The organism is Rathayibacter sp. PhB186 (genome assembly GCF_003751825.1).
In the GTDB taxonomy this organism is placed as follows: Bacteria; Actinomycetota; Actinomycetes; order Actinomycetales; family Microbacteriaceae; genus Rathayibacter; species Rathayibacter festucae.
Genome location: NZ_RJKO01000003.1, coordinates 96,803 through 122,066 on the forward strand (window position 1 = coordinate 96,803; position 25,264 = coordinate 122,066).

Genomic DNA, 25,264 nt, shown 5'->3' on the forward strand with positions numbered 1-25,264 from the left:
CACCGCTCGCGGACATCCCGTCCGTCCGCTCCCGCACACTCGTCCCACTCCCGCCACCGCACCGAAGTCGAGGCCCCCATGTCCTTCCCGTCGTTCAGCACCTCCCCGCTCACCCGCCGCACCGCGCTCGCGGGCCTGCTCACCGCCGCCGCGGTCCCGCTCCTCGCGGGCTGCGTCCAGGGCGAGGGCGGCGGCGGCGCGGCCGCGGCGCCAGCCGCCTCCGACGGCTCGACCGCGAAGACCCAGGGCGGCACGCTGACGCTCGACTTCGCGACCTACAACCCGCTCAGCCTCGTCATCAAGGAGAAGGGCTGGCTCGAGGCCGCCCTCGCCGAGCAGGAGGTCACGGTCACCTGGGTGCAGTCGGCCGGCTCGAACAAGGCCAACGAGGCGCTGCGCGCCGGGGCGATCGACGTCGGCTCGACCGCCGGCTCGGCCGCGCTGCTCGCGCGCTCGAACGGCTCGCCGATCAGGACGATCGACATCTTCTCCCAGCCGGAGTGGTCCGCCCTCGTCGTGCCCGCCGGCTCGGCGATCACGAGCGTCGAGCAGCTCGCCGGCAAGCAGATCGCGGCCACCAGCGGCACCGACCCCTATTTCTTCCTGGTGCAGGCGCTCGAGGCCGCCGGCCTGAGCATCGACGACGTCACCGTGCAGAACCTGCAGCACGCCGACGGCTGGGCCGCGCTGCAGAACGGCTCGGTCGACGCGTGGGCCGGACTCGACCCGATCATGGCGGGCGCGGAGGCGGCCGGGGCGACCCTGCTCTACCGCAACGTCGACTTCAACTCCTACGGGCTGCTCAACGCCACCGAGAGCTTCCTCGCGGCCAAGCCCGACCTCGCGCAGACCGTCGTGAACGCCTACGAGCACGCCCGCGCCTGGGCCCTGGAGAACCAGGAGGAGACGGCGAGCATCCTGGCGTCCGTCGCCGGTCTCGACGTCGCGGTGGCGACCACGGTGATCACAGAGCGCAGCAACCTCGACGTCGACAACGTCCCCGGCTCAGCGCAGACCGATGTGCTCTCGGTGATCGGCCCGATCTTCGTCGCGAACGGCGACGTCGCCACGCAGGAGCAGGTCGACGCGGCCCTCGACTCGCTGATCGACGACACGTATGCGACGGCAGCCGACCCGTCCGCGATCGCCTGACGGCGCTCCTGACGCCCGCACGACCACAGCACGACAGCACCGACCCGGGACAGACCGACCCGCGACAGCACCGACCGCGACACCGACCGAGGAGACGACGATGGCGACACGCGACGACGAGACCGTGACCGACGCCGACCTCGTGCGCCGGAGCACCGGGCTCGTGCAGGCGCCCGGCGCGGTCGGCACCGCCGTGGTCGGGCCGAGCGTCGAGGCGTCGCAGAAGCGGCTCCGCGACGACGAGGCGGCGCACGCCCGGCCGCTCACCTCGCGGCGCTGGTTCCTGGTCGCGGGAGGGGCGATCCTGCCGGTGCTGCTGCTCGCGGCGTGGCAGATCGTCACGACCACCGGGATGGTGTCGGTGTCGGTGTTCCCGTCGCCTGCGATGGTCTGGGCGGCGGCGGTCGATCTCGCGCAGCGCGGCGACCTCGGGCAGGACGTCGCGATCTCGACCCAGCGGGTGCTGATCGGCTTCGGCCTCGGCTCCGCACTGGGGCTGCTGGTCGGCGCGCTCTTCGGGCTCTCCCGGGTGTGGGAGGTCGTGCTGGCACCGACGCTCGGCGCGATCCGCGCGGTGCCGTCGCTGGCCTGGGTGCCGCTGCTGCTGCTCTGGATGGGGATCGGCGAGGAGTCGAAGATCACGCTGATCACGATCGGCGCGTTCTTCCCCGTCTTCACCACCGTGGCGACCGCCCTCGGTCACGTCGACCGGCAGCTCGTCGAGGCGGGTCGGGCGTTCGGCCTCTCGGGCGTGCGGCTGTTCACCGCGGTGCAGCTGCCGGCCGTGATCCCCTCGGTGATCGCCGGGCTGCGCCTGGCGCTCGCGCAGTCGTGGCTGTTCCTGGTCGCCGCCGAGCTGATCGCCTCGTCGATGGGCCTGGGCTTCCGCCTGACCGACAGTCAGAGCAACGGGCGCATCGACCGCGTCTTCCTCGCGATCATCCTGCTGGCGGTGCTGGGCAAGCTGACCGACTCGATCGTCGGCGTGTTCCAGCGCTACGCGATCCGGAAGTGGGCGTGAGGATGACCGGCACGACGCGCTGCACGACCGGCACGACGACCGGCACGACGACCACGGAGGCCCGCCGATGAGCGAGACGATCGCGAACCTGCTCGAGGAGTCCCGCCGCTTCCCGGCGCCCGAGGCCTTCGCCGCGCAGGCGAACGTCGGCTCCGGCGAGCACGCCCGCGCCGCCGCCGACCCGGTGGCGTTCTGGGAGGAGGCGGCCCGGCGCCTCGACTGGGTCGAGCCCTGGCACACCGCGCACCGCTGGGAGCCGGCTGTCCCGCAGGAGGACGGCACGCTGTCCGTCCCGCGCGCGACCTGGTTCGAGGGCGGCACGCTCAACGTCGCCGTCAACTGCGTCGACCGGCACGTCGACGCGGGCCGCGGAGACAAGATCGCCCTGCACTTCGAGGGCGAGCGCGGCGACCGCCGCTCGATCAGCTACGCCGAGCTGCAGCGCGACGTCGCCCGCGCCGCACACGCGCTCACCGCGCTCGGCATCGGGGAGGGCGACCGCGTCGTCGTCTACCTCCCGGTGATCCCCGAGACCGTCGTCATCACTCTCGCGATCGCGCGGATCGGCGCGATCCACTCCCTCGTCTTCGGCGGCTTCTCGGCCGAGGCGGTGCGCTTCCGCGTCGAGGACACCGGCGCGAAGCTGCTGGTCACCACCGACGGCCAGTTCCGGCGCGGTGTCGCCGTCCCGGTGAAGGCGAACGCCGACCACGCGGTCGCCGGCGTCGCGTCGATCGAGCACGTGCTCGTCGTCCGCCGGACCGGCGACGAGACGCCGGACCTCCCCTGGACCGAGGGCCGCGACGTCTGGTGGCACGACGTCGTCGACGGGCAGAGCGACGTGCACGAGGCCGAGGCCTTCGACGCGGAGACGCCGCTGTTCATCATCTACACCTCGGGCACGACCGGGAAGCCGAAGGGCCTCGTGCACACCAGCGGCGGCTACCTGACCCAGGCGTCCTGGACGCACTGGGCCGTCTTCGACGCGAAGCCGGACGACGTGCACTGGTGCACCGCCGACCTGGCCTGGGTCACGGCGCACACCTACGAGATCTACGGTCCGCTCTCGAACGGGCTCACCCAGGTCATCTACGAGGGCACCCCGAACACCCCGCACACCGCGCGGCACTTCGAGATCATCGAGCGCTACGGCGTCACCGTCTACTACACGGCGCCGACGCTGATCCGGACGCTGATGACCTGGTTCCCGGAGGGCGTCCCGTCGGAGTACGACCTCTCGAGCCTGCGCCTGCTCGGCACGGTCGGCGAGTCGATCAATCCCGAGGCCTGGGTGTGGTTCCACGAGCGGATCGGCGGCGGGCGCTGCCCGATCGTCGACACCTGGTGGCAGTCCGAGACGGGCGCGGCCGTGATGTGCCCGCTGCCGGGCGTCTCGACGCTCAAGCCGGGCTCCTCGCTGGGCGCCCTGCCCGGCCTCGGCGCCCTCGTCGTCGACGAGGCGGGCGAGCGGGTGCCGAACGGCTCCGGCGGCTACCTCGTGGTCGACCGCACCGGCCCGGCCCTCGCGCGGACCGTCTGGGGGAACCCGGAGCGGTACCGCGACTCCTACTGGGCCCGCTACGCCGACCGCGGCTACTTCTTCTCCGGCGACGGCGCGAAGTACGACGCCGACGGCGACATCTGGGTGCTCGGCCGGGTCGACGACGTCATCAACGTCTCGGGGCACCGGCTCTCGACCATCGAGATCGAGTCCGCCCTGGTGGCGCACCCGGCGGTCGGCGAGGCCGGCGTGGTCGGCGTCGAGGACGCGACGACCGGCCAGGCGATCGCGGCGTTCGTGATCCCCTCCGACGAGGCGATCGACCGCGCCGAGGAGGATCCCGCCTACTGGACGGCGCTCGAGGCCGACCTGTCGCAGGCGCTGCGCGAGCACGTCGCGACGGCGATCGGCCCGATCGCGAAGCCGCGCGACGTGGTCGTCGTCCCCGACCTGCCGAAGACCCGCTCGGGCAAGATCATGCGCCGCCTCCTCGGCGACATCCGCGACGGCCGCGCCCTCGGCGACGTCACGAGCCTCCAGGACGACACGGTCCCGGAGCGGATCGCCCGCATCGTCGCCGCGCGCGGCTGAGACGCGCGGGCGCCGCGCCCAGCAGGGTGGGTCTCGATACGCCGCCTCCGGCGGCTACTCGACCAGCATGGGGCGCCGCCTCCGGCGGCTACTCGATCAGCAGGGGCGCCGCCTCCGGCGGCTACTCGACCAGCATGGGGCGCCGGAGGCGGGTCGGCGAGCGGACCCGCGATGGGGTCCGGTGGCTGTGGAGAGCCCGATGTGCGTCCACTCGCGCGGGTCGGCACCGTCGAGCCCGCGCGGCGAGCCCCCTGCCTGCTGATCGAGTAGCCCGCGGAGCGGGCGCATCGAGATCCACCGGCGTCAGAAGGACGAGTCTGTGGACCCGCCGAGCTGGTGACGGCGGGTCTCGATACGCCCCTGCGGGGCTACTCGACCAGCATGTAGCTGTGCCCACCGTGCCGCTCGACCAGCATGTATGTGCGCCCGCCGTGCCGCTCGACCAGCATGGGGGTGTGCGGGCGGGGGTGCTCGACCGGCATGCGTGTGCGCAGGCGGGGCTGCTCGACCCGGCACGTGTGCGCCCGGACGGGGCCACCCGACCGGCAGGACGGTGTGCGCCGCCTGAGGCTTGCGGTCGGCTCCGAAGCGGGGCGGGGCGGGGGCATCGGGAGTAGCGTTGAGGCGTGCGCGATGTCCAGCAGCGAATCATCTCCGAGCTCCACGTCTCCCCCACCGTCGACCCGGCCGCCGAGGTCGAGCGGCGCAGCGGCTTCCTCGCCGACTACCTCCGGCACACCGGGGCCAAGGGCCTCGTGCTCGGCATCAGCGGCGGGCAGGACTCGAGCCTGGCCGGCCGGCTCTGCCAGCTCGCGGTCGAGCAGGTGCGCGCGGAAGGCGGCGACGCCTCCTTCATCGCGGTACGGCTGCCCTACCGGGTGCAGGCCGACGAGGAGGACGCGCAGCTCGCGCTGACCTTCATCCGGCCCGACCGCCAGGTGACCTTCGACATCCACGCCGGGGTCGACGGCATCGCCTCCGCGTTCGGCGACGCCGTCGGCGAGCCGATCTCGGACTTCGTCAAGGGCAACGTCAAGGCGCGCGCACGGATGGTCGCCCAGTACGCGATCGCCGGCCAGGCGGGCATGCTCGTCGTCGGCACCGACCACGCGGCGGAGGCGGTGACCGGCTTCTTCACCAAGTTCGGCGACGGCGGCGCCGACGTGCTGCCGCTGACCGGCCTCACGAAGCGTCAGGGCCGCTCGCTGCTCGAGCACCTCGACGCCCCGGCCCGCCTCTACGAGAAGGCGCCGACCGCCGACCTGCTCGACGAGAACCCCGGTCAGACGGACGAGTCGAACCTCGGCCTCGTGTACGCCGACCTCGACGAGTACCTCGAGGGCGGCGACGTCGCGGCCGAGGTCGCCGAGGCGATCGAGGCCCGGTACCAGGCGACGGAGCACAAGCGGCAGGTGCCGCTGTCGATGTTCGACGACTGGTGGCGCGCCTCCGCCGTGTACACGCCCGGCAACCACTGACGCCACGAGCCGGCCGACAGCACGAGCCCTCTGACACGACGAGCCGCCCCGGGGATCCCTCGGGGCGGCTCGCTCGTTCAGGGCGCGGGGCTCAGTCCGCGGCGCGCGCGTTGTAGACGAGCACCTCGCCCGCGTCGACATGCGCGCGGTAGGCGCGGAAGACCTCGAGCGCCTCGTCGCGGAGCACGCCGTCGACGACCTCGATGCCGCGCGCCTCGAACTGGGCGGCCCAGTCCTCGCGCATCGGACCCTCGTCGAACGTGGAGATCTCCTCCAGCTCCGGACCCGACCCGGCGACCACCAGGCGCCTCACGCCCGACCACAGCGTCGCTCCGTAGCACTGCACGCACGGCCGCCAGTTGACGACCAGCTCGTGCGCCGGCAGGCCCTCGCCGCCCAGGTCCCACGAGCCGAGCGCCGTCTGCGCGAGACCGAGCGCGGTGACCTCCGCGTGGCCGGAGGAGACCCCGCTGCCCAGGACGACGTTCACGCCGACCGAGACCACGCGACCGGAGTCGCGCTCGACGACGATCGCCGCGAACGGGCCACCGTTGCCCTCGCGGAAGTTGCGATCGGCGAGCGCGTGCACGAGGGCCATGCGGTCCTCGCGCTCGGGCAGGTACTCGGGGACGTCGCGCACGGCGTCCTCGATCCAGGCGGGCAGGGCGATCTCGTAGCGGGTGGCGAGGCGGTCGATGTCCATGCGTCCATGCTCCCATCCGGCGCAGCGGCACCCCGCACGGCCCGATCCGCCGTCCGGTCGGGCCCGGATCGCGGGCCCTCAGACGCCCAGGGCCCTCCCGAGAGCGGCCGCCTTCGTCGCCCAGAACCGCTTCGCCACGCCGGTGCGGGAGAAGAGGGCGTCGAAGCCGTGGAACGCGCCGTCGACGATCTCGAGCTCGCAGGGCACTCCGGCGGCGCGGAGCCGCTCGGCGTAGCGGACGTCCTCGTCGTGGAAGAGGTCGAGGGTTCCGACGCCGATCCACGCGGGCGGGAGGCCCGAGAGGTCGTCCCGGCGGGCGGGCGCGGCGTACGGCGAGACGTCGGGGCCGCCGGGCTCCGCGCCGAGGTAGGACGACCAGCCGAAGCGGTTGCTGCCCGGCGTCCAGACGCGGACACCGCGGGGAACCGGTCCGGGTCGGGTGACGGTGCGATCGTCCAGCATCGGGTAGACCAGCAGCTGGAACGCGGGCTGCACTCCGCCGCGATCGTGGGCGAGGAGGGTCGCCCCCGCGGCCAGCCCGCCGCCCGCGCTCGCGCCGCCCAGTGCGATCCGCTCGGGATCGACTCCCCGCTCCTCGGCGTGCGCGGCGAGCCAGCGGAACGCGGCCAGCACGTCCTCGAGGGCGGCGGGCGCCGGGTGGGCGGGTGCGAGCCGGTAGCCGACCGAGAGGACCGTGATGCCGAGCGTGCGGGCGAAGGCGATGTTCGAGGACTCGTCGTCGAAGCGGCTGCCGAGCACCATGCCGCCGCCGTGCACCCAGATCAGCGCGGGCGCGGCGCCGCGGAGGGTGCGCGGACGGTAGCTGCGGACCGGGACCGAGGTGCCGTCCGGCCCCGGGATCTGGAGGTCCTCGACGAGCAGGTCGGGCGGCGCCTCCCCGCCGACGGCGGTGCGACGGGTGGCGAGGCGGAGCAGCCGCGGTCCGAGCACGATCGGCGGGACGAAGCGGCCGAGCGCGAGGTCGGGGTGGAAGCGCGGCGCGCCCCCGCGCGCGGACCCGCTCATGCCCGCGGGTCCGAGACGAGCGGCAGCACGTCGTCGTAGTGGCCGGGCACGACCGCCGGCTCGACGTCGTAGACGCGCACCGCGTCGCCCTCCGCGCCGTGCGCCGGCGGCCAGGGCAGCTCCTCGCCCCGGACGAAGGCCACCAGCTCGCCGTGCATCACGGTGGCGAGCGCCGCGGGCGGGTCCTCGCCCAGGACGCGGGCGGTCGCCTCGGCGTCGAGGTGGTCGAAGAAGAACGGCAGGTCGAGGCAGTGCGACGCGCCGCCGGTCGCGGGCGAGAGTCGGTCGAAGGCGTAGAGCCAGGTCGGCGCCGGTCCCGCGGCACGGTTCCGCGCCGCCTGCAGCACCGCGCGGCGGAAGAGCAGGTCGGTCGTGCGGGGTGCCGCCCCGGGCTCGCGCTCGAGGCGCGGGCTGTCGAACTCGTCGGCGGTGGACCCGATCAGGAGCGGCTTGTCGAGGCCGGTCGTCGCGGTCGCCTCGGACACGGGCAGGGGCAGGAGCGCGTCGCCCGAGACCGGCGCGAAGACGATCGCGTGACCCGACCCGGGCATCATCGTGAGGGCGGCGGTCTCGGAGAGCCCGTCCTGGTCGAGCGAGGCGAGCGCGGCGCGGGTGGGCTCGACGCCGAGGGCGTGCGCGAAGGCGGTGAGCTGCTCCTCCGCCTCCTCGATCGGGACGCTGCGATCGGTCGGCGAGATCGCGACGGCGTTCGCGAAGAGCGGCTGCGCCTCGGCGCAGCCGAGCAGGGTGAGCACGGCGCCGCCGCCCGCGGACTGGCCCGCGATCGTGACCCGGCCGGGGTCGCCGCCGAACGCGCCGATGCTCTCGCGGACCCACTCGAGGGCCGCCAGCCAGTCGCGGACGCCGCGGTTCGCGTCGCCCTCGACGACGCCGAAGCCGTCGACCCCCAGCCGGTAGGCGGCGGTCACGACGACCACGCCGTCGCGCGCGAAGGCCGAGCCGTCGTGCCAGTCGCTCGACGCCGCTCCGGTGACGTAGCCGCCGCCGTGCAGGTAGACCAGCACGGGAAGCGGGCCGGCCGGCTCAGCCGGGGCGAACACGTTCAGGGTCAGCGTGTCCTCGCCCGGGATCGAGTGCTCGGGGATGGTCGTGAACTCGAAGGGGCGGCCGCGCTGCGGGGTCGCGCCGTAGGCGTCCGCCTCGAAGACGCCGTCGAACGGTGCCCGCGGCTCGGGCGCGCGGAACCGGCGGTCGCCCACCGGCGCCGCGGCGAAGGGGACGCCGAGGAACCGGGCGACGCCGTCCTCCGCGACTCCGGCGACGACGCCCCGGGGCGTCTCGATCTCGATGCGCACGACCGGCTCCCGCTACGGCCGCACGAGGGTCTTGATCGCGCGGCGCTCGTCCATCGCGGCGTACGCCTCGGCGATCTCCTCGAGCGGCAGCTCCAGGTCGAAGACGAGGCCCGGCTCGATCGCGCCGCTGAGCACGTCGGGCAGCAGCTCCGCCATGTAGCCGCGGACCGGCGCGACACCGCCGTTGACGCCGACGTTCGAGCCGAACATCTGGCGCACGGGCAGCTCCGGGCCGCCGTTGGGCACGCCGACGTAGCCGACCATGCCGCCGGGGCGGGCCGAGTCGAGCGCCTGCTGCATCGACTCCTTGGTGCCGACGCACTCCAGGACGCAGTCCGCGCCGATGCCGTCGGTGAGCTCGCGGACGCGGGCCACGCCCTCGTCGCCGCGGGTGTCGACGATGTGGGTCGCGCCGAAGCGGGTGGCGAGCGCCTGGCGGGACTCGTGCCGCGACATCGCGATGATCGTGGTCGCGCCGAGGCGCTTGGCCGCGAGCACTGCGCAGAGGCCGACCGCGCCGTCGCCGACGACCGCGACCGTGGAGCCCGCGGTGACGCCGGCCGAGACGGCGGCGTGGTGACCGGTGCCCATCACGTCGGCGAGGGTGAGCAGGCTCGGGATCAGCGCCGGGTCGACGTCGGTGCCGACCGGGAAGAGCGTGCCGTCGGCGAGCGGGACGCGGACCTTCTCGCCCTGCGCGCCGTCGGCGAAGCCCTGCTCGCCGACCTCGGCGCCCCACCAGCCGCCGGTGAGGCAGGAGGTCGAGACGCCGTTCGCGCAGTTGGCGCAGGTGCCGTCGCAGACGTAGAAGGGGGCGATCACGAAGTCGCCGACCGCGATGTCGTGCACGTCGTCGCCGATCTCCTCGACGACGCCGACGAACTCGTGGCCGATGCGGTGCGCCTCCTTCGTCGGGGTGACGCCGCGGTACGGCCAGAGGTCGGAGCCGCAGACGCACGCGGCGGTGACGCGCACGATCGCGTCGCGCCCGGTCGAGAGCACGGGGTCGGGCACCTCCTCGAGTCGGACGTCGCGCTCGCCGTGGATGATCGTTGCTCGCATGGGGACTCCTGCTCGAGAGGGGGTGGGGGCTCGTCCACGGTACGCCGCCGTCGCGGGGTGGAAGGGTGGCCGCTCAGGGGCTTGCACGAACGTCCGCGGCTGCTACGGCGGCGCCTCCCGCCAGCCGTCGGCGCCGACGACGACGTGCGCGACGAAGCGCAGCCCGCAGGCCGCGCACGCCTCGGCCAGCGCCTGGGTCGCGGCGAGGTCGGAGGAGAGGACGTCCGCCGCGCCGGCGTGGCTGTGCGCGAGGCCGACGCCGGCCGCACCGCGCGCCAGCACCTCGGCGAGGATCTCGGCCACCGGCACCTCCGCGTGGGTGGGCGGTCCGTCGGCGAGCGCGATCACGTCGCGGACGGCCCCGGCGGCGGTCAGCGCGACGGCGAGCACGGTCTCGGTCGGCCGTGCGGCGAGCAGCGGCGTCACCAGCTCGGCGAGGCCGGCCGCGTCGACGACGCGCGCGGCCCGCCCGGCGCGGTTCATCCTCCGCCGCAGCTCGAAGGACGCGACGATGCGGCAGGCGGCGACCTCGCCGACGCCGCGCTGGCGGACCAGGTCGGCGACGCCCGCCCGCGACACCGCGTCGATGCCGCCGAAGCGTGCGAGCAGGCGCTGCGCGACGACCGTCGCGTTCGCCCCGCGGACTCCGCTGCCGATCAGCACGGCGAGCGTCTCCGCGTCTGTCAGCGCCTCGGGACCGCGGGCGCGGAGCCGCTCGCGCGGCCGCTCCTCGGGCGCGAGGTCGGCCATGCGCGCACCGGCGGCGGGAGACGGGGAGTTCATGGGCGGGACGCTACCCGCCGACGCGACCCCGGCGAGGCGCCCCGGCGGCGACTGTGGACGGACCGCCCGCGATCGCCCCCTGTGGAGGAGCCCCCGCCCCGAACCGCCCGCCCCACCCTCCGAAAGTTGCGGTAGTGGCGCGCGACTACCGCAACTTTTGAGGAATGGGAGGGGTGCCGCCCTACGGCGTCGCGAGGCCCGCGGAGACCAGCAGGCCGTCCGGGCCCGCGTCGACGAGCACCACGTCGCCGTCGCGGATGGAGCCGTCGAGGAGGGCCGTCGCCAGCCGGTCGTCGATCTCCTGCTGCATCAGGCGGCGCAGCGGGCGGGCGCCGTACTGCGGGTCGTAGCCGCGTTCGGCCAGCCAGCCGCGGGCGGCGGGCGTGACGGCGAGGTCGAGACGCCGCTCCGCCAGCCGGCGCGAGAGCCGGTCGACGTAGAGCGAGACGATCTCGCCGAGCTCGGTGCGGTCGAGGGCCTCGAACACGACGATGTCGTCGAGCCGGTTCACGAACTCGGGCTTGAAGGCCTGGCGCACCATCTGCTGCACCGCCTCGACCTTCTGCGGGCGGGTCAGCGACTGGTCCACCAGGAACTGCGAGCCGAGGTTCGAGGTGAGGATGAGGATCGTGTTGCGGAAGTCGACCGTCCGCCCCTGGCCGTCGGTGAGCCGGCCGTCGTCGAGCACCTGCAGCAGCACGTCGAAGACCTCGGGGTGCGCCTTCTCGATCTCGTCGAGCAGCACGACCGAGTACGGACGGCGGCGCACCGCCTCCGTCAACTGGCCGCCCTGCTCGTAGCCGATGTAGCCGGGAGGGGCGCCGACCAGCCGCGAGACGGCGAACTTCTCGCCGTACTCCGACATGTCGATCCGCACCATCGCCTTCTCGTCGTCGAAGAGGTGGTCGGCGAGCGCCTTCGCCAGCTCGGTCTTGCCGACGCCGGTCGGTCCGAGGAAGAGGAAGGAGCCGGTGGGCCGGTCGGGGTCGGAGACGCCGGCGCGGGTGCGGCGGACGGCGCCGGCGACGGCCGAGACCGCCTCGTTCTGGCCGATGAGGCGCCGGTGCAGCTCGGTCTCGAGGTGCAGCAGCTTCTCGGTCTCGCCCTGCATCAGCCGGCCTACCGGGATGCCGGTCCAGGCGGCGATGACCGCGGCGATGTCGTCCGAGGTGACCTGCTCGTTGACCATGCGGCCCTCGGCCGGCTGCTCCTCCTGCTCGGCGGCCGCGAGCTCGCTCTCGGCGGCGGGGATGTCGCCGTAGAGCAGGCGCGAGGCGCGCTCGAGGTTGCCCTCGCGCTGGGCCCGCTCGGCCGCGATCCGCAGCGCGTCGAGCCGGTTCTTGAGATCGCCGATGCGGTTGAGGGAGGCGCGCTCGCGCTCCCAGCGCTGCTGTAGCTCGGCGAGGTGGGCGCCGCGGCGGGCGAGGTCCTCGCGCAGCGTCTCCAGCCGCGCCTTCGAGGCCTCGTCCTTCTCCTTCTTCAGCGCGAGCTCCTCGAGCTTCAGCCGGTCGACGGAGCGGCGCAGCTCGTCGATCTCGACCGGCGCGGAGTCGATCTCCATCCGCAGGCGCGAGGCGGCCTCGTCGATCAGGTCGATGGCCTTGTCCGGCAGCTGGCGCGCGGTGATGTAGCGGTTGGACAGCGAGGCGGCGGCGATCAGCGCGGAGTCGGCGATCGCGACCTTGTGGTGGGCCTCGTAGCGCTCCTTCAGCCCGCGGAGGATCGCGACCGTGTCCTCGACGGTCGGCTCGCCGACGAACACCTGCTGGAAGCGGCGCTCGAGGGCCGCGTCCTTCTCGATGTACTGGCGGTACTCGTCGAGCGTCGTGGCGCCGATCATCCGCAGCTCGCCGCGGGCCAGCATCGGCTTCAGCATGTTCGCCGCCGCCACCGAGCCCTCGCCGCCGCCCGCGCCCATCAGCGTGTGCAGCTCGTCGATGAAGGTGATGATGCGGCCGCCGGAGTCGTTGATCTCGGCGAGGACGGCCTTCAGCCGCTCCTCGAACTCGCCGCGGTACTTCGCCCCCGCGATCAGCGCGGAGAGGTCGAGGCTGACGAGCCGCTTGCCCTTGAGGCTGTCGGCGACGTCGCCCGCGACGATCCGCTGCGCGAGCCCCTCGACGACCGCCGTCTTGCCGACGCCGGGCTCGCCGATGAGCACCGGGTTGTTCTTGGTGCGACGCGTGAGCACCTGGCTGACGCGGCGGATCTCGGCGTCCCGTCCGATGACCGGGTCGAGCTTGCCGCTCGCCGCGATCGCGGTCAGGTCGACGCCGTACTGCGCGAGAGCGGACGACTCGTCCTGCTGGGGTGTCCGACCGGCCTGCATCTGCATCTCCTCCTTGCGGTTCGAAAGTTGAGTTCTGGTGACTCAAGTTTACGCCCGTCGGAGCCGCCGCGGGGGAGGCGGCGAGTTCTCGAGGAGACGGCGCCGCCGGTCAGGCGGTGAGGCGCCCGTCGCCGAGGCCGCCGCGGAGGGAGCCGAGCGCGTCGCGGAGAACCGCACGCAGGCGCGACTCGCGGACGCCCGTGAGCGCGGCGATCTCGGGCTGCGAGTAGCGGCCGGCCACGGCGAGCAGCAGCAGCTCGCGGTCCGGGCAGGCCAGCGCGAGGAGCCCCTCGGCGAGCGGACGGCGGGAGCCCTCCCGGGAGGAGCCGAGCGTCTCGCAGAGCACCTCGAGCAGCCAGAGCACCGGCTCCGGGGCGCGGGCGCCCTCCCGGGCACGGCGCCAGACGGCGGCGAAGGCCTCGGTGCAGAGCCGGTCGCGCGTGGAGGCGTCGGCGTGCACCGTGGCGATCGAGGCGGAGAAGAGCCCGCCGAAGCGGTCGAACAGCTCGGCGAACGCGGCGCGGTCGCCGGTCGCGACGGCCCGGAGCAGGCGCGCGGCCGTCTCGGCCAGGGCAGGGCGGACCCGCTCCGCACTCGCGTCGTCGCTACCTTCATGCATCTGCACAGAGTGTCACTGGAAGCCGGACCTCGGCACTGCTTGCGATCACACCCGTCAGGGGGTATCGGCCCCGCGCCGCGCTCGCCCGTCACGGCTCCGCGCTCTCCGGCGGCGTCCTTCCGGGGATCAGGAGCCCGGCGACGGCGCGGATCGGGAGGGCGGCGCGGTGCGGATCCGGCGCGCATGGGCGGGCTCCGCGACGGCTATCGCGCCGAGCCCTCCCGCCGCCGCCCCGGGGTCACCCCTCAGAGCTTCGGCCAGCGCGCCCGGGCGAAGCAGAACGCGCCGTAGGCGATCAGCCCGACGGCGACGACGCCGAGCAGCACCACGCCGAACGGCAGCTCGGTCAGCGTCTTCAGAGCCTCGTCCAGGCCGCCCGCCTGCGCCGGGTCGTGCGTCACGGCGGCGATGATCACCAGGATCCCGAGCACGCCGAGCACGACGCCCTTCGCGATGTAACCCGCGATGCCGAGACCGGTGACGACGCGGCCGGCCGTCCCGCCCGGCTGGGCGACGTTCTCGAGGAACTTCTTCGACGCGCCCCGGTAGACGAAGACGCCGCCGACCGCGAGGATCGCGAGTCCGGCGATCACGAGCAGCACCACTCCGCCGGGAGCGGCGAGGACCTGCGCGCTCGCGCTCTCGGACGTCTCGGACGAGTCGGAGCTGCCGCCCAGCGCGAAGCGCAGGGTCGTGATGCCGAGCGCGAGGTAGACGACGGCCTTCGCCGCCTCCTTGAGCCGGCTGCCCCAGCGGGACGCGGCGCTGTCGCCGCCCGCCACCAGGAACGCCTCGAGCGCACCCCACAGCGCGAGTCCGAAGAGCCCGATCGCGCAGACCCAGAGCACGACCAGTCCGCCGGGCTGCGCGGCGAGCGAGCCGAGCGCGCCGGACTGGTCCGCCTCGCCCTGGCCGCCGGTCGCGATCTGCAGGGCGATGACGCCGATGAGGACGTGGACGAGGCCGTTCGCGGCGTAGCCCCCGCGGGCGAGGGTGCGCACCGCGGTCGAGTCCTGAGCGTCGTCGGCGGCGCGCTTGGCCTGGGTTCCTGAAGGAGTGTTCACGGTCCGGACGGTACGCGGTTCCGCCCCCCGGCATCGAACCGGGAGCCTGATCCCCCGTTCCAGGGGCGCGGGTTCACCGACCGGACACCTCGCGTTTCCACACCCTCTGCTCGGCCGGATCCGCTGCGGGACGGGCGATCCGCGGCGGCGGGCACCGGCGAGGACGCCCGTTCTCCACATCTCTCCACAGGTTTGTCCACAGCTGTGGAGATCTCTCGATCCTCTAGCGGAAAGGCCTGGCTGCGACCGTCGCGATCACACGTCGATCGCGCGGACCAGGCCGTCCTGGACGCTGCCGAGCCAGTCGTAGACCGCGCGGATCGCCTGCCCGGTCTCGTCCTCGGGCTCGACGTCGTCGGTGTCGACGATGCCGAGGCGGGCGGCGAGGGCGAGGCGCATGTCGGTGAGCCCGCGGAGCCAGGACAGCGCCTGCGGCGGCTCGAGCCGGACGGCGACCTCGCCGAGACCGGCGAAGACGCGGGCGTGGCCGGAGCCCTCGCCGGCGTCGAGCGCGGCGGTGATCGCGCGGGCGTCGTCCATCTTGCGGCCGGCCAGATCCGGGGCGGTGAAGCGGCGGAACTCGGCGGCGGCCTCGTCGTCGTCGCGGTAGGCGTCCGGCAGCAGTCGCGCGAGCGCGGGGTCGTTGCGCGCGTCCTCGCTCGTTCCGCGGTCGAGCAGCTCGAGCATCTCGCCGGCGAGGTGGCGGAGGATCCCCGCCTCCTCGCGGTCGAAGCGGGCGACGGCGGCACCGGAGGAGTCGCGGCGGAAGGAGCGCATCAGGGCCTGCCCGCCGTGAGTCGAGCGGTCATGCGTCGGCCTTCTGCAGTGTCGCCCACAGGCCGTAGCCGTGCATCGCCTCCACGTGCCGCTCCATCTCCTCGCGGTTGCCGGTCGCGACCACCGCGCGCCCCTCCGTGTGCACCTGGAGCATCAGCCGCTCGGCCTCGGCCCGGCCGAAGCCGAAGTAGCTGCGGAACACGTAGGACACGTACGACATCAGGTTGACCGGGTCGTCCCAGACGAGCACGACCCACGGCACCTCGGCGGCCGAGCGGGTCGCCAGCCGCTCGTCGGCGCGCTCGATCGTGTCCACCATCCCTCCAGCCTAGGTCGCAGCGGCGGGCGTCTCCCTGCCTGCGGCCTCGCTGGTCGGGTAGCCGCCGCAGGCGGCGTATCGAGACCCGGCCTCTGCGCAACGGTGGATCAGACGGAGAGGCGCGGCAGCACCTCGCGGGCGAAGAAGTCGAGGTGGTCGAGGTCCTGGAGGTCCATGAACTGGAGGTAGACGCGCTCGGCGCCGGCCGCGCGCAGGGACTCGAGGCGGTCGACGGTCTCGTCGACGCCGCCGGCGACGCCGTGCTCGCGCAGCTCGGCGGGCTCGCGGCCGATCGCCGCGGCGCGCCGGACGAACTCCGCCTCGTCCGCTCCGCCGACCGCGATCAGCGCGACCGAGTGCACGAGCGAGGACGGCTCGCGCCCGATCGCGACGCAGGCCTCGTCGACGCGCTCGAACGCGCCGGGGATCGCGTCGAACTCGGGGAAGGGCAGGTTGAACTCGCTGGCGAAGCGGGCCGCGAGCCGCGGGGTCCGCTTGGGTCCTCCTCCCCCGACGATCACCGGCAGCGGCAGGCGCGCGGGCTTGGGCAGCGCGGGCGAGTCGGTCAGCGTGTAGTGCTCGCCCGCGAACGAGTAGCGCTCGCCGACCGGCGTCGACCAGAGGCCGGTGACGATCTCGAGCTGCTCCTCGAGCAGGTCGAAGCGACGCGGCGGGAAGTCGATGCCGTACGCGGCGTGCTCCTCCTCGAACCAGCCGGTGCCGAGCCCGAGCTCGACGCGGCCGCCCGACATCGCGTCGACCTGGGCGACCTGGATGGCGAGGATCCCCGGCGGCCGGTAGGTGACGGAGGAGACGAGGGTGCCGAGCGCGATCCGCTCGGTCTCGCGCGCGAGGCCCGCGAGGGTGGTCCAGGCGTCGGTCGGGCCGGGACCGGGGTCGCCGTCGCCCATCCGGAGATAGTGGTCGGAGCGGAAGAAGCCGTCGTAGCCGAGGGCTTCGGTGGCCTGCGCGACCGCGAGGAGATCCCCGTAGCTGGCGCCCTGCTGGGGTTCGGTGAAGACTCTGAACTGCACGGGTCCAGCCTCGCGCACACCGGTCGCCGCGGTCGGGACCGACCCGCCCGCACGGCTCTCGGGACCCTCGATCGGGGACCTTGCGCCACCGGGCCGCCGGACGCGGTCGCGACCGCCCGTGTACCGTGGCAGGTTGCCGCCGACGAGAGGACCCCATGTCCGACAAGCCTTCCGCCCCGGACATCGCCGTCCCGCCCGCCGCCGACACCACCGCGAGGCCTCCGCAGCGCCTCGCCCGCTGGGTGTTCTGGCCCGCGGCGGTGATCACCCTGTCGATCGCCGCCTTCGCGATCATCGCGCCGGACGCCGCCACCAGCGTCTTCGCCTCCCTGCAGACCACGGTGGTGAACACCTTCAGCTGGTACTACGTGCTGATCGCCGCCGTCTTCGTCGCCTTCGCGATCTGGATGGGCGTCAGCCGCTTCGGCGACATCAAGCTCGGCGCCGACGACGACGAGCCCGAGTTCTCGATGCTCTCCTGGATCTCGCTGCTCTTCGCCGCCGGGATGGGCATCGGCCTCGTCTTCTACGGCGTCGCGGAGCCGCTCACCCACTTCGCCACCCCGCGCCCCGGCGTCACCGGCACCGAGACGGAGCTCGCGCAGAGCGCCATCTCGCAGACCTATCTGCACTGGGGCGTGCACGCCTGGTCGATCTACGTCGTCGTCGGCCTCGCCCTCGCCTACGCGATCCACCGCCGCAAGCGCCCGGTGTCGATCCGCTGGGCGCTCGAGCCGCTGCTGGGTCGTCGCGTCCGCGGCGGCTGGGGCAACGCCATCGACGTGGTCGCCCTCGTCGGCACGATGTTCGGCGTCGCCACCTCGCTCGGCCTCGGCGTCACGCAGATCTCCGCGGGACTGGAGGCGAGCGGCATCGTCGACTCCTCGCTCACGGTGCAGATCATCGTGATCGCGGTCGTGACGGCGCTCACCGTGTTCTCGCTCGTCTCCGGTGTGGGCAAGGGCATGAAGTGGCTCTCGACCGGCAACCTGCTGCTCGCCGCCGCGCTGCTCGTGTTCGTGCTGGTCGCCGGCCCGACCCAGTTCCTGCTGCGCGAGTTCGTGCAGTCGCTCGGCAACTACCTGCAGAACTTCATCGGCCTCACCTTCACGGTCAGCGCCTACGCCGGCCAGGAGGGCGAGGCCTGGCAGGCGACCTGGACGACGTTCTACTGGGGCTGGTGGATGTCGTGGGCGCCGTTCGTCGGCATCTTCATCGCCCGCGTCTCGAAGGGCCGCACCGTCCGCGAGTTCGTCGCGGGTGTGCTGCTGGTGCCGACCATCATGACCTTCCTCTGGTTCAGCGTGCTCGGCGGCACCGCGCTCTACCGCGAGCTCTACGGCGACGGCGGGCTCGTCGGCGTCGACGGCTCCGTCAGCACCGACGCGGCGCTCTTCTCAATGCTGCAGGGCCTGCCCGCGGGCTCGGTGCTCACGGTCGGCGCGATCATCCTGATCGGCATCTTCTTCGTCACCTCCGCCGACTCCGGCGCCCTGGTGATGTCGATGATCGCCACCGGCGGCGACGCGGAGCCGCGCAACCGCATCCGCATCTTCTTCGCGCTCGCGACGGCGCTGCTCGCGCTCTCGCTGCTGATCGCCGGCGGACTCGACGCCCTGCAGACCGCCGCGATCCTCTCGGCGCTGCCGTTCAGCGTGGTGATGATCCTGATGTGCGTCGCGACGGTGATCGCCTTCCGGAGGGAGATCCGCGCGTACGACAAGGCCCGCCGAGCCGCCTTCGTCGGCGACATCGGCTCGTTCTACGGCCTCGAGGTGGAGGAGCCGCTCGAGCGCGAGCCGGCGCACCCGCTGAAGCGGCTGGCGCAGCGGATCAAGCCGGGGCCGACCCCGCGGGAGTAGGCGCGCGATCATGCTGGTCGAGTAGTCGCCGCAGGCGGCGTATCGAGACCGGTCACCAGCAGAGCGGGTCTGCCGGCTCCACTTCCGGCGGTGGTGGATCTCGATACGCCCGCTTCGCGGGCTACTCGATCAGCATGCAACCGCATCCGCCGGAGCCTGCTGGTCGGCGGGCCATCGGATCATCCCGGCCGAGCATGCTGGTCGAGGAGCCGCCGCAGGCGGCGTATCGAGATCCGGCGACATCACTCGCGTCGTGCCCGGTCCGCGCAACGGCGCGCTCACCGTACGATCGCCTCGCACGAGACCGCCGTCCCGCCCTCAGGAGCACCCGCATGACCGATCCCCGCCCGCTGCTCTTCAACGCGTTCGTGATGAACACGCCCTCGCACATCCACCACGGCCAGTGGCGGCGGCCCGGGGCGCGGCCCGGCGCGTTCGAGGACCTGGGGCACTGGATCGAGGTCGCGAGGACGCTCGAGCGCGGGGTGTTCGACGCGATCTTCTTCGCGGACGTCGTGGGCACCTACGGGGCGGTCGGCGCCTCGCTCGAGGTGAACGCGCGCGAGGGACTGCAGCTGCCGAACAACGACCCGTCGATCCTGCTCGCCGCCCTGATCGGCTCGACCGAGCACCTGGGACTGGCGATGACGAGCTCGATCCTGCAGGCGCACCCGTTCGAGTTCGCGCGGCGGATGTCGACGCTCGACCACCTCTCGAAGGGCCGGGTCGCCTGGAACATCGTCACCAGCTACCAGGAGAACGCGGCCCGCAACTTCGGCCTGGACCGCCTCACCGAGCACGACGCCCGCTACGTGCAGGCCGAGGAGTACCTCGACGTCGTCTACAAGCTGTGGGAGGGGTCGTGGGACGACGACGCCTCGGTCCGCGACCAGGCCGGCGCGTACTCCCGTCCGGAGTCGGTGCACCGCATCGACCACGCCGGCGCGAGCTACCGGGTCGAGGGCCCGCACCTCTCGGCGCCGTCGCCCCAGCGCACGCCGTTCCTCTTCCAGGCCGGCTCCTCCCCCGCCGGGCGGGCCTTCGCGGCCCGGCACGCGGAGGCGCAGTTCGTCGGCGGCTCGACGACGGAGCAGACCCGCGAGCTGATCGCCTCGACGCGGGCGCTCACGGAGGCGGCGGGGCGCCGCGGCGACGACGTGCTGTTCTTCTCACCCCTGTCGGTGATCGTGGGCAGCACCGAGCGCGAGGCCCGGGAGCGCGAGGCCGAGCTCGACGCGTACAGCAGCGTCGACGCCCACCTGCTGCACGCGGGGCTGAGCGTCGACCAGGCCGACGGGACGCCCTTCCCGCCCGAGACGAGGCTGCGCGACATCGTCACCAACGGGAATCGCAGCACGCTCGAGTCGATGATCCGGCTGCTCCCCGACCGGGACGCGACCGTCGCGGACCTGGCGCGACTCACCGTCGGCCGGCACCAGCGCGTCGTCGGGACGCCCGAGCAGATCGCCGACCGACTGTCGGAGCTGCGCGACGCGGGCGTCGACGGCATCAACCTCAACCACTGGTCGCTGCCCGACAGCTACGTCGAGTTCGTCGACGAGGTGATGCCGGTGCTGCGCGCCCGCGGCCTGGCACGGTCGGAGTACGCGCCCGGCGGGCTGCGCGAGCGGCTGACCGGGTCCGCGCGGCTGAATCCGCGGCACCCGGCGGCGCGCTACCGCGGGGCCTTCCGCGGCTGACGAGGGTCGGCCGCCTCGTCGCCCGCCGCCCGCAGCGACGTCAGCCGTGGAGGGCGTGCACAGACAAGGCTGGAAGCGGCGGATCGAGCGTTTCAGGGCCGATCCGGCCCTTCCAGCCTTAGTTGTGCACGCGCCGGGCCGGAGCCCGGTCCGTCGCTCAGCTGGGCGAGGGGACAAAGGGGTGCTCCGGCGGGTCCTGGTCGTCGTCGAGGCGCGCATCGTCGTCGAGACGGGAGTCGGCTCCCTCATCGGTCGCCTCTCCGGTCGCATCCGCGTCGTCGACCTCGGCCGGGTCCTCCGGGGGGACCGGCAGGGAGTCGGCGTCGGGACGGGTGGTGTCGGTGACGTCCTCGGGGGCGTCGAAGCCGAAGCTGCTCATGGTGTCCTCTCCGCGACGCACCGGGAGGCGGCGCCGCTGCGGGCAGCCTAGGTCGCGCCTCCGAGCCCGGTCACCTGCTTGACGGCGCCGCACCTTGCGAGAACCTTCGGCACGCGGAATCGACCTGGGCACGCGGAATCGTGCGCTTCGCGCGAGCCGGACGATTCGGCGTGCCGAACCCCGCCGGGAGGCGAGCGGGCCCCTCCGGCACGCACGACGGACCCCGGCACGCGGGACCGCGCGATTCCGGCGAGCCGGACGATGTTCCACGAGCCGGAGGTCGGCGAGCTCGCGCCTCAGGCGAGCGAGCGGCAGCGGGCGCCCGCTGCGGCGCTCAGTGCACGTACTCCAGAAGGTCGACGCCCAGCGTGCGCATGCCGTCGAGCACCGCGAGGCGGTAGCGCAGGCTCGAGTCGTCGAACTGCGTGATGACGGCGTAGGCGACGCCGGCGCGCGGGCCGCGGAGCACGCCGACCTCGGCGCGGACGCCCACGTCGGTGCCGGTCCGGTTGACGAGCAGGACGCCGTGGTCGGGCTGCCGGTGCGAGAGCGCGTCGAGGCCGAAGGCGGAGGCGACCATCGACAGGTCGCTGTTCAGCGAGAGCCAGCCGATGACGCGCGAGCTGACCGCGGGGTCGACGACCTCGCCGTTCGCGAGGGTCGCGAGCAGCCAGGTCAGCTCGCTGGCCGAGCCGATGGAGAGCTGCGGAGCGTCGTCCGGACCGCGCTCGTCGCGGACGACGTCGAGCAGGGCGGTGCGCGAGAGGCCGAGCGCCTCGGCCCGCTCGCGGACGGCGTCGAGTCCGACCCGGCGCAGGAGGACGTTGGTGGCCAGGTTGTCGCTGGTCGCGCCGACGAGGGCGGCGAGATCCGCGATCGGCATCGACGGGATCTGCAGGTGCTGCCAGATCCCCGTGCCGGTGACGGCGTCGGCGGCGGTGCGATCGACGAGGCGCAGGTTCTCCTGCGGGTCGGTGGCGAGCCGCGCCGCGACCTCGACCAGGAGCACGATCGTGCCGACGGACGCCGTCGGCATGGAGACGGAGTCGTCGACCGTGAAGAGGGCGCGGCCGGTGCCGAGGTCGACCGCGCGCGCCGACACCACGACGCCGTCCAGGGCGAGCCGGCCGAGCGCGTCGAAGCCGCGCTGGAAGTCGTCGTGGTCGTAGTCGCCCTTGTGCCGGCCGCGGCGGGCGCGACGACTCTCACGACGGGTCTCGTGGGCGGGGATCACCACGGCTGCGGCCTCTCTCCGGGTCGGTGGAACGGTCGGTGCGGAGGGGAGGAGCGGAGTCCGCCGCGACGACGCGTCGGTGGACGGACGGCGCGGGAGGCATCGGTCGGCTCTCGATGCCCGCCGCTCGCCCGTGGTGCGGGACGGCAGTCTCGGCGACTACCAGATGGCGACGCGCTCGCTCGGCGGGAGCCAGAGGGAGTCGCCTTCGGTGACGTCAAAAGTAGCGTAGAACTCGTCCAGGTTCCGGACGATCTGGTTGCAGCGGAACTCCGACGGCGAGTGCGGGTCGATGGCGAGCAGGCGGATCGTCTCCTCGTCGCGCGCCTTCTGCTGCCAGGCCTGCGCCCAGGAGAGGAAGAAGCGCTGCGCGCCGGTCAGGCCGTCGATCACGGGCGACTCCTCGCCGTCGAGCGAGAGCAGGTAGGCCTTCCACGCGATGCCGAGGCCGCCGAGGTCGCCGATGTTCTCGCCGACGGTGAGCGCGCCGTTGACGTGGTGGCCGGGCGTCGTCGCGGGGGCGAGCGCGTCGTACTGCGCGATGAGGGCCTTCGTGCGCTCCTCGAACGCGGCCCGGTCGTCCTCGGTCCACCAGTCGGTGAGGCGGCCGTCGCCGTCGAAGCGCGAGCCCTGGTCGTCGAAGCCGTGGCCGATCTCGTGGCCGATCACCGCGCCGATCGCGCCGTAGTTGGCCGCGGCGTCGCGGGTCTCGTCGAAGAAGGGGAACTGCAGGATCGCGGCGGGGAAGACGATCTCGTTGAAGCCGGGGTTGTAGTACGCGTTGATGGTCTGCGGCGTCATGAACCACTCGTCGCGGTCGAGCGGCTTGCCGATCTTGCCGAGCTCGCGGTCGAACTCGAAGGCGGCGACGCGGCGGGCGTTGCCGACCAGGTCCGCCGGGTCGATCGAGAGGGCGGAGTAGTCGCGCCAGCGGACCGGGTAGCCGATCTTCGGCGTGAACTTCGCGAGCTTCTCCAGCGCGCGCTCGCGGGTGTCGGCGCCCATCCACTCGAGGTCGACGATCGAGCGGCGGTAGGCCTCGATCAGGTTCGCGACGAGGACGTCCATCGCGGCCTTCGCCGTCTCGGGGAAGTGCCGCTCGACGTAGATCCGGCCGACGGCCTCGCCGAGCGAGCCCTCGACGAGCGAGACGGCGCGCTTCCAGCGCTCGCGCTTCTGCGGCGTGCCGGTGAGGGTGCGGCCGTAGAAGTCGAAGTTGGCGTCGACGAAGTCGCTGGAGAGGTAGGCCGCGGCGCCGCGGATCACCTGCCAGGACAGCCAGTCGCGCCAGGCGGGGAGGCGGTCGTCGGTCAGCAGGCCGGCGAGCCCCTCGAGGAAGCTCGGCTGGCGCACGACGACCTCGGCGAGCGCCCCCTCCGGCGCGCCCATCGCGGTCAGCCAGACGTCGAGGTCGATGCCGGCGGCGAGCTCGGTGACCTCGGCCCAGGAGCGGAGGTTGTAGGTGGCCTGGCTGTCGCGGCCGCGCACCTTGTCCCAGTGCACGGCGGCGAGGTCGGTCTCGAGCGCGACGATGCGCTCGGCGCGCGACTCCGGCGAGTCGATGCCGGCGAATCCGAGCATCCGGGCGACGAAGGGCAGGTACGCCTCGCGGACGGAGGCGAACGCCTCCTCGCGGTAGTAGCTCTCGTCGGGCAGGCCGAGGCCGCCCTGGTTGACGAACACGAGGTAGCGCTCGGGGTCGCCCGGGTCGTTGTCGACGAAGAGGCCGAAGAGGCCGGGGACGCCCGCGCGCTCGAAGGCGCCGACGGCCTGCAGCAGCCCGGCGATCGAGTCGACGCGCTGCACGGCCGCGAGGTCGTCGGCGAGCGGAGCGGCGCCGAGCTCTTCGGCGCGCGCCTCGTCGAGGAAGGAGGTGTAGAGGTCGCCGAACATGCGCGCCTCGGAGCCGTGCGGGGCGGACTGCGCCTCGACGATGATGTCGCGGACCGCCTTCTCCGCCTCCTCCTGGAGCACGTGGAAGGAGCCGTAGCGCGCCTTGTCGCTCGGGATCTCGGTGCGGTCGATCCACAGGCCGTTGACGTGGCGGTAGAGATCGTCCTGCGGACGCGTCGCCGGGTCGAGTTCGGAGAGGTCGATACCGGAGCGAGGCGTCGTCGAGGTCATGGCGTCAAGCCTACGTCGGGGGTCGGACACCGCGGCCCGGAGTCGCGAGTCCGGCTCGCGCAACCGCCCCCGGCACGCGGGAACCGGTCGATCCGACGAGCCGGAGCGGATTCTGCGAGCCCGAGGTGCAGCAGTCGGGGGCTCCGGCACGCGCGAGCACCTCCGGCACGCCGGAAACGGCGGATCCGGCGAGCCGGAGCAGGTTCCGCGAGCCGGAGGTCAGCCGGAGGTCAGCCCCAGGCCGGCCGCGGCTCAGCGGGCGAGCTGCTCCTCGACGTAGGCGCGGATCGGGGTGGTCGGGCGGCCGATGAGGCGGGCGAGCGCGCCGTCGGTCTCGCCGAGGAGGCCGTCGGCGATGTTCGCGTCGAGGCCGACGACGAAGCCGACGCCGCCCTCGGGGACGCCGGCCTCGGTGAGGATGCGGGCGTGCTCGGCGGAGTCGACGTGCGTGATCGCGGCGTCGCGGCCGGCGACCTCGCCGACGAGGGTCGCGAGCTCGTCGAAGGTCCAGGCGGTGTCGCCGGAGAGCTCGTGCACGGAGCCGACCAGGGAGGCGTCGAGCAGCGCGACGGCGGCCGCCTCGGCGTAGTCGGTGCGGGCGGCACTGGAGACGCGGCCGTCGCCGGCGCTGGAGAGGGTGGTGCCGGTCGAGGCGAGCTCGGCGACGGTCTGCGCGTAGTTCTCGTTGTACCAGCCGTTGCGGAGGATCACGGCGGGGAGGCCCGCGGCGGCGATCGCCTCCTCCGTCGCCTTGTGCTCGGGGGCCAGGATCAGCGGGCTGGTGGTCGCCTTCGGGGCGCTCGTGTAGACCAGCCGCGCGCCGGCGCGGGCGGCGGCCTCGATCGCGGCGGTGTGCTGCGCGACGCGCTTGCCCACCTCCGAGCCGGAGACGAGCAGCACGGCCTCGGCGCCGGAGAAGGCGGCGTCGAGCGAGGCCGGGTCCTCGAAGTCGGCGACGGCGGTGCGGACGCCGAGGTCGGCGGCGAGCGCCTCCAGCTTGGCGGCGTCGCGGCCGGTGGCGACGATGTCGGAGGCGGCGGTGCCGCGGGCGAGCAGGTGCTCGACGGCGAGACGGCCGAGGTGGCCGGTGGCTCCGGTGACGACGAGGGTCATGGGGGTGGTCCTTCCGTTCGGGAGACGGCAGGTGGGGCGCCGTCGGAGAGGGGAACCGGGCCGCACCGCCAGAACTT

21 protein-coding genes are annotated in these 25,264 nt (G+C 73.4%); 6 read left to right on the forward strand and 15 right to left on the reverse strand.

Annotation, left to right across the window (positions count from 1 at the left end; translation table 11 throughout):
* The first annotated feature begins 78 nt into the window (after positions 1–78).
* From EDF45_RS10490 to nadE, 4 genes are all read left to right on the forward strand, one after another.
* Entirely contained in the window at positions 79–1,152 is a 1,074-nt protein-coding gene (locus EDF45_RS10490; protein ID WP_123736226.1) for an aliphatic sulfonate ABC transporter substrate-binding protein, read from the forward strand.
* A gap of 100 nt (positions 1,153–1,252) precedes the next feature.
* Positions 1,253–2,173: an ABC transporter permease gene (locus EDF45_RS10495; protein ID WP_123736225.1), complete on the forward strand. Its 921-nt coding sequence runs from the start codon at positions 1,253–1,255 to the stop codon at positions 2,171–2,173.
* 67 nt (positions 2,174–2,240) lie between these two features.
* Complete coding sequence (gene acs / locus EDF45_RS10500) at positions 2,241–4,265, forward strand: acetate--CoA ligase (protein WP_123736224.1); 2,025 nt, start codon at positions 2,241–2,243, stop codon at positions 4,263–4,265.
* Positions 4,266–4,891: 626 nt separating this feature from the next.
* Complete coding sequence (nadE, locus tag EDF45_RS10505; protein ID WP_123736223.1) at positions 4,892–5,743, forward strand: ammonia-dependent NAD(+) synthetase; 852 nt, start codon at positions 4,892–4,894, stop codon at positions 5,741–5,743.
* A 91-nt stretch (positions 5,744–5,834) separates the two neighbouring features.
* Here nadE and EDF45_RS10510 read toward each other — a convergent pair whose 3' ends face one another.
* The 11 genes from EDF45_RS10510 to EDF45_RS10560 all read right to left on the reverse strand — a co-directional run bounded on the left by EDF45_RS10510 (position 5,835) and on the right by EDF45_RS10560 (position 16,775).
* Positions 5,835–6,446 (reverse strand): nucleoside deaminase, encoded by a 612-nt coding sequence (locus tag EDF45_RS10510; RefSeq protein ID WP_185020148.1) that lies wholly within the window; start codon positions 6,444–6,446, stop codon positions 5,835–5,837.
* Positions 6,447–6,524: 78 nt separating this feature from the next.
* Complete coding sequence (locus EDF45_RS10515) at positions 6,525–7,472, reverse strand: alpha/beta hydrolase fold domain-containing protein (protein ID WP_123736222.1); 948 nt, start codon at positions 7,470–7,472, stop codon at positions 6,525–6,527.
* The gene (locus EDF45_RS10520; RefSeq protein ID WP_123736221.1) at positions 7,469–8,788 is read right to left on the reverse strand and encodes a carboxylesterase/lipase family protein; all 1,320 of its coding nucleotides are present in this window, start codon (positions 8,786–8,788) and stop codon (positions 7,469–7,471) included. Before EDF45_RS10520 ends, EDF45_RS10515 begins: the two co-directional genes overlap by 4 nt.
* 12 nt (positions 8,789–8,800) lie before the next feature.
* Positions 8,801–9,850: a zinc-dependent alcohol dehydrogenase family protein gene (locus tag EDF45_RS10525; RefSeq protein WP_123447162.1), complete on the reverse strand. Its 1,050-nt coding sequence runs from the start codon at positions 9,848–9,850 to the stop codon at positions 8,801–8,803.
* Positions 9,851–9,952: 102 nt separating this feature from the next.
* Positions 9,953–10,633 carry a RadC family protein gene (locus EDF45_RS10530; RefSeq protein WP_123736220.1) on the reverse strand — a complete coding sequence of 227 codons (681 nt, stop codon included), beginning with the start codon at positions 10,631–10,633 and terminating at the stop codon, positions 9,953–9,955.
* Positions 10,634–10,814: 181 nt separating this feature from the next.
* Positions 10,815–12,962 (reverse strand): ATP-dependent Clp protease ATP-binding subunit, encoded by a 2,148-nt coding sequence (locus EDF45_RS10535; RefSeq protein ID WP_123706241.1) that lies wholly within the window; start codon positions 12,960–12,962, stop codon positions 10,815–10,817.
* 109 nt (positions 12,963–13,071) lie between these two features.
* The gene (locus EDF45_RS10540; protein ID WP_123736219.1) at positions 13,072–13,581 is read right to left on the reverse strand and encodes a hypothetical protein; all 510 of its coding nucleotides are present in this window, start codon (positions 13,579–13,581) and stop codon (positions 13,072–13,074) included.
* 245 nt (positions 13,582–13,826) lie between these two features.
* Complete coding sequence (locus EDF45_RS10545; RefSeq protein WP_243581407.1) at positions 13,827–14,645, reverse strand: DUF1206 domain-containing protein; 819 nt, start codon at positions 14,643–14,645, stop codon at positions 13,827–13,829.
* 255 nt (positions 14,646–14,900) lie between these two features.
* Complete coding sequence (locus EDF45_RS10550) at positions 14,901–15,422, reverse strand: DUF2017 domain-containing protein (RefSeq protein ID WP_123447168.1); 522 nt, start codon at positions 15,420–15,422, stop codon at positions 14,901–14,903.
* A gap of 28 nt (positions 15,423–15,450) precedes the next feature.
* Entirely contained in the window at positions 15,451–15,741 is a 291-nt protein-coding gene (gene clpS / locus EDF45_RS10555; RefSeq protein ID WP_123706048.1) for an ATP-dependent Clp protease adapter ClpS, read from the reverse strand.
* 107 nt (positions 15,742–15,848) lie between these two features.
* A complete protein-coding gene (locus tag EDF45_RS10560; protein WP_123736217.1) occupies positions 15,849–16,775 on the reverse strand; it encodes an LLM class F420-dependent oxidoreductase in 927 nt (308 codons plus the stop codon).
* A gap of 155 nt (positions 16,776–16,930) precedes the next feature.
* Between EDF45_RS10560 and EDF45_RS10565 the strand changes: the two genes are divergently transcribed.
* Complete coding sequence (locus EDF45_RS10565; RefSeq protein ID WP_123736216.1) at positions 16,931–18,637, forward strand: BCCT family transporter; 1,707 nt, start codon at positions 16,931–16,933, stop codon at positions 18,635–18,637.
* Between the two features lie 332 nt (positions 18,638–18,969).
* Complete coding sequence (locus EDF45_RS10570) at positions 18,970–20,337, forward strand: NtaA/DmoA family FMN-dependent monooxygenase (RefSeq protein ID WP_123736215.1); 1,368 nt, start codon at positions 18,970–18,972, stop codon at positions 20,335–20,337.
* Positions 20,338–20,494: 157 nt separating this feature from the next.
* Here the strand turns inward: EDF45_RS10570 and EDF45_RS10575 are convergent, their stop codons facing one another.
* The 4 genes from EDF45_RS10575 to EDF45_RS10590 form a co-directional block, all read right to left on the reverse strand.
* Positions 20,495–20,716: a hypothetical protein gene (locus tag EDF45_RS10575; protein ID WP_123736214.1), complete on the reverse strand. Its 222-nt coding sequence runs from the start codon at positions 20,714–20,716 to the stop codon at positions 20,495–20,497.
* Between the two features lie 334 nt (positions 20,717–21,050).
* A complete protein-coding gene (locus EDF45_RS10580; protein WP_123736213.1) occupies positions 21,051–21,953 on the reverse strand; it encodes a serine hydrolase in 903 nt (300 codons plus the stop codon).
* 156 nt (positions 21,954–22,109) lie between these two features.
* Positions 22,110–24,074, reverse strand: a complete 1,965-nt coding sequence (locus EDF45_RS10585; protein ID WP_123736212.1) for a M13 family metallopeptidase — start codon at positions 24,072–24,074, stop codon at positions 22,110–22,112.
* A 252-nt stretch (positions 24,075–24,326) separates the two neighbouring features.
* A complete protein-coding gene (locus EDF45_RS10590) occupies positions 24,327–25,187 on the reverse strand; it encodes an NmrA family NAD(P)-binding protein (RefSeq protein ID WP_123736211.1) in 861 nt (286 codons plus the stop codon).
* Positions 25,188–25,264 lie beyond the last annotated feature (77 nt).

Bases quoted from the DNA above. Each gene is read 5' to 3' on its own strand.
- EDF45_RS10490 (WP_123736226.1), top strand. From the start codon at position 79: ATGTCCTTCCCGTCGTTCAGCACCTCCCCGCTCACCCGCCGCACCGCG.
- EDF45_RS10495 (WP_123736225.1), top strand. From the start codon at position 1,253: ATGGCGACACGCGACGACGAGACCGTGACCGACGCCGACCTCGTGCGC.
- acs (WP_123736224.1), top strand. From the start codon at position 2,241: ATGAGCGAGACGATCGCGAACCTGCTCGAGGAGTCCCGCCGCTTCCCG.
- EDF45_RS10510 (WP_185020148.1), bottom strand. From the start codon at position 6,446: ATGGACATCGACCGCCTCGCCACCCGCTACGAGATCGCCCTGCCCGCC.
- EDF45_RS10515 (WP_123736222.1), bottom strand. From the start codon at position 7,472: ATGAGCGGGTCCGCGCGCGGGGGCGCGCCGCGCTTCCACCCCGACCTC.
- EDF45_RS10525 (WP_123447162.1), bottom strand. From the start codon at position 9,850: ATGCGAGCAACGATCATCCACGGCGAGCGCGACGTCCGACTCGAGGAG.
- EDF45_RS10530 (WP_123736220.1), bottom strand. From the start codon at position 10,633: ATGAACTCCCCGTCTCCCGCCGCCGGTGCGCGCATGGCCGACCTCGCG.
- EDF45_RS10535 (WP_123706241.1), bottom strand. From the start codon at position 12,962: ATGCAGGCCGGTCGGACACCCCAGCAGGACGAGTCGTCCGCTCTCGCG.
- EDF45_RS10540 (WP_123736219.1), bottom strand. From the start codon at position 13,581: ATGCATGAAGGTAGCGACGACGCGAGTGCGGAGCGGGTCCGCCCTGCC.
- EDF45_RS10550 (WP_123447168.1), bottom strand. From the start codon at position 15,422: ATGCGCTCCTTCCGCCGCGACTCCTCCGGTGCCGCCGTCGCCCGCTTC.
- clpS (WP_123706048.1), bottom strand. From the start codon at position 15,741: ATGGTGGACACGATCGAGCGCGCCGACGAGCGGCTGGCGACCCGCTCG.
- EDF45_RS10565 (WP_123736216.1), top strand. From the start codon at position 16,931: ATGTCCGACAAGCCTTCCGCCCCGGACATCGCCGTCCCGCCCGCCGCC.
- EDF45_RS10570 (WP_123736215.1), top strand. From the start codon at position 18,970: ATGACCGATCCCCGCCCGCTGCTCTTCAACGCGTTCGTGATGAACACG.
- EDF45_RS10575 (WP_123736214.1), bottom strand. From the start codon at position 20,716: ATGAGCAGCTTCGGCTTCGACGCCCCCGAGGACGTCACCGACACCACC.
- EDF45_RS10585 (WP_123736212.1), bottom strand. From the start codon at position 24,074: ATGACCTCGACGACGCCTCGCTCCGGTATCGACCTCTCCGAACTCGAC.
- EDF45_RS10590 (WP_123736211.1), bottom strand. From the start codon at position 25,187: ATGACCCTCGTCGTCACCGGAGCCACCGGCCACCTCGGCCGTCTCGCC.